The 2,951-nt window shown below is 68.2% G+C and carries 2 protein-coding genes and 1 pseudogene; all 3 read right to left on the bottom strand.

What is annotated here, in order from left to right; translation table 11 throughout:
• Positions 1 to 695: AMP-binding protein (locus tag ACRDSQ_RS08735; protein ID WP_431420292.1), on the bottom strand; the 695-nt coding region annotated here is incomplete at its 3' end.
• An 8-nt stretch (positions 696 to 703) separates the two neighbouring features.
• Positions 704 to 2,176, bottom strand: coding sequence for a carboxyltransferase (locus ACRDSQ_RS08730; protein ID WP_431420290.1), 1,473 nt, complete (start codon positions 2,174 to 2,176; stop codon positions 704 to 706).
• Positions 2,173 to 2,951 (bottom strand): annotated as a pseudogene (locus ACRDSQ_RS08725) (acetyl-CoA carboxylase biotin carboxylase subunit); the annotation flags it as partial. The pseudogene ACRDSQ_RS08725 and the gene ACRDSQ_RS08730, both read right to left, overlap by 4 nt.

The following is a 2,951-nucleotide window of genomic DNA, read 5'->3' as shown; positions in this document are numbered from 1 at the left end:
TCGCCGAGGAACACGACGGTGCCGCCGACGTAGAAGTGGCTGAAGATGTGGGCGGGAACGACGGCCACGAACGACATCGACCCCGTGAGAGCGGCGACGCTGCCGACCGGAAGGCGATACGACAAGGCGTTGAGTCGCGCGATCGCCGACACGGAGCCGTGGGTCAACCGCGCGCCTTTCGGCTTTCCCGTGGTGCCGCTGGTGTATCCGAGGATGTATAGCGCGTCCTGGCCCGGCAGCGGAAGCGGATCGGCCGGGCCGCTGTCCCGGAGGTCTTGATACGACAGCTGTCCCGGCGGTGCCTGCCCGTCCACCACGAGGCGGATGTCGGCGGGCACATCGGCTAGTGCCTCGACGCGTTCCAGCATGGCGGGCGAGTACACAAGGGCCCGTGCGCCCGAGTCCACCACGAGGTGCTGAGCTTCGTGCGCGGTGTACCGGGCGTTGACCGGTACCACGACCAGACCGGCGAGCGCGCACGCCGCGTACAGCTCGACATAGCGCGGTCCATCGGTCATCCAGGCCACGACGCGGTCACCCGGGCGCAGACCCTGTGCCAGGAGTGCGTTCGCCGCTCGCCCCGCCGCGTCGTAGAGACCGCCGTAGGTGGTCGTCGTTCCGTCGGCGCCCGCCACGGCGACACGGTCCGGGTGCCGCTCGGCTGCGAAGCGCAGCAGCTCGGCAACCGTGTCCATGGACACTCCTATGTGGTAGTGGCGCGGCGCAGTCGGATCGAGACCTGCGGGGTGGTCACCGCGAGGCTGGTCATCGGGCATGGCTCGCGAACCAGATCGGTGACGTAGTTGACGATCTCGTTCGCGGAGCGTCGCGGATCGGTCCGGATCGGCCCCTTCGCCAGCATCCGGTCGACCTCCTCGTCGGAGGTCATGAACCGCAGCAGCAGTTCCTCGTCGCTGATCCCCGCCGGGAAGCGCTTCCTGATCTCGGCCAACGAGGGAGTCGGCCGCTCCCAGCGCCGGATCTCCGCCGCACGGGGTGAGGACAGAACGCGGTCGGCGACCTCCGGGTCGACGGCCTTCGGCAGCGGTCCGTAATGCCCGAGGGCGTAGTGGATGACCTCGTCGGGCACGAGCTTGTACCGGTCACCGGTGACGACGTTGAGCACCGCTTGGATGCCGACGAACTGCGAGAACGGGGTCGCCATGATCGGCTGGCCCAGTTCCTCGCGCACCTGCGGGATCGCTTCGAGAACCTCCGGGAGCCGGTCGGTCATCCCGTACTGGGCCAGCTGGCTCTTCAACGTTCCCGTCATGCCGCCGGGCAGTTGGTGGCGATAGATCCTCGGGTCGTACTCGGCCTGGGCGCCGATCTCGTAGCCCGCCTCGGTGGCGGCGCGGCGGAAGTTGTCGGCGACCGGCGCCAACCTGCTGACGTCGAGGCCGTGGGTGAACCCCATGTCGTGCAGGATCGGGAGCATGCCCTCGGTCGAGGGCAGGGAGGGTCCGTTCGCCATGGGCCGGGACGCGGTGTGCAGGATGGTGAACCCGGCCTTGAGACCCTCGACGTAGTTCAGCTGGGCGAGCCCGGTGGTGTTGTGGCAGTGCAGTTCGAGCGGCATGTCCCCGGTCGCCGCCCTGATCGCGGGCAGCAGCGTCGCGGCGCGCTCGGGCTTGAGCACGCCCGCGGCGTCCTCGACGTAGATCGACTCGACGCCGTCCCAGCTCGCCATCTCCTTGGCACGGGTGGCGAAGAAGGCGTCGTCGTGCACGTCGGTGTACCCGTACATGATCGCGGGCACGGGTATTCCGCCCTCGTTGACGATGACGTCGGCGAGCCTGCGCATCGTCGGCATGTCGTAGAGGCAGTCGTAGATCCAGAAGCTCCGGACGCCGTGCTTGATGAGCGTCTTGACCCAGAGGTCGATGATGGACTCGGGGGTGTGCGCGAAGCCGATCACGCTGATCGTCCGCATTCCCGAGCGCAGGACGTTGTTGGGCAGGTTCTTCACGAGGAAGTCGGTCGTGGCCCACGGGTCGTCGGCGAACTGTCGCAAAAGGACGGTGAACATGCCTGCACCGGTGAGGTCGACGACCCGGAACCCGGTGCGGTCGATGTGCGGCAGCGCCTCTGCCGCCTCGTAGGCGCGCATGCGCATGCCCCACAGGCTCTGCTGCCCGTCGCGAAGCGTCTGGTCGACGAAGTCGATGCGGGTCATCGTGACTTCTCCTCTTGCCAGTGCGGGAGGAAGTGCTCCTCAAGCCACCGGGTCGTCGTGGGGCCCTCGGCGAAACGCCGGTGGGCGAGGATGTCGTCGTGCAGGCCGGTCGTCGTGGCCACGCCGTCGACCCTGAGCTTGGCCAGTGCCCGGCGCATCAAGGCGAGCGCCGCGGGCCGGTCGGCCGCGTGCACGATCAGTTTGGCGATCATCGAGTCGTAGTACGGCGGGATGACGTCGCCCTGCCGGATGTGGGTGTCCACGCGGATGCCATGGCCCTGCGGCACGACCCACGTGCTCACCGTGCCCGGGTTTGGCAGGAATCCGCGTGAGGGGTCTTCGGCGTTGATCCGGCACTCGATGCTGTGTCCCTTGACGACCACGTCGTCCTGGGTGAAGGAGAGGGGCTTGCCCGCGGCGACGCGCAACTGCTCCCGGACGATGTCCACGCCGGTGATCATCTCCGTGACCGGGTGCTCGACTTGGACCCGCGCATTGAGTTCGAGGAACAGGTAGTCGCCGCGGTCGACGTCGACGAGGAACTCGACCGTGCCCGCGCCGACGTAGTCCAGCCCCTCGGCGAGCCGCACCGCGGACTTCCTGATGTCGGCCACGAGCGAGTCGGGGATGCCGGTGGCGGGGGCCTCTTCGATCAGCTTCTGGTGCCTGCGCTGTGTCGAGCAGTCGCGCTCGCCGAGGTGGCACACGGTGCCGTGGGTGTCCGCCAGGATCTGCACCTCGACGTGGCGGGCGTGTTCGACGTACCGCTCGAGGT

Source organism: Actinokineospora sp. (genome assembly GCF_050699995.1).
GTDB lineage: Bacteria > Actinomycetota > Actinomycetes > Mycobacteriales > Pseudonocardiaceae > Actinokineospora.
Note: the sequence above shows the minus strand (reverse complement) of the source record. Positions and strands in the feature narration are given on the sequence as shown.

Excerpts from the sequence above, each read along its gene's own strand:
- ACRDSQ_RS08730 (WP_431420290.1), bottom strand. The coding sequence starts at position 2,176 with ATGACCCGCATCGACTTCGTCGACCAGACGCTTCGCGACGGGCAGCAG.